Below are 330 nucleotides of genomic sequence, written 5' to 3' on the forward strand. Positions count from 1 at the left end.
CGGCGGTGGTGCTCGCGCGCATCCGGGTCAAAGCCGTGGCCATGCCCGCCCCGGCCGAAGCCGCGCCGGTCGGCGCGCTCCCGGTCAAACTCCGGGTCGAAGCCACGACCGTAGCCGCCGCGCGGGCCATGACCGTGCGGGCCGTGGCCAGCGCGACCGTGACGCTCGAAGCCGCGGCGGAGGCGGTCGTACTTCTCGGGCTCGGACTCAGCCATGCGGCCGATCCAGCTTTCGAAGCGCTCGTCGCCCATGCGGCGTCGTGCCTGCTCGCTCCAGCGGTCAAACTCGGCGTCGGGAGCATCCCAGCCTTGCTCGGCGCGCTGCTGCTCG

1 protein-coding gene is annotated in these 330 nt (G+C 73.6%); it reads right to left on the bottom strand.

The annotated features are described in order from the left end of the window. Positions 1–330: hypothetical protein (locus tag ID132_RS11165; protein ID WP_413229372.1), on the bottom strand; the 330-nt coding region annotated here is incomplete at both ends.

It is taken from the genome of Gulosibacter sediminis, assembly GCF_014904065.1.
GTDB classification, from domain to species: Bacteria; Actinomycetota; Actinomycetes; order Actinomycetales; family Microbacteriaceae; genus Gulosibacter; species Gulosibacter sediminis.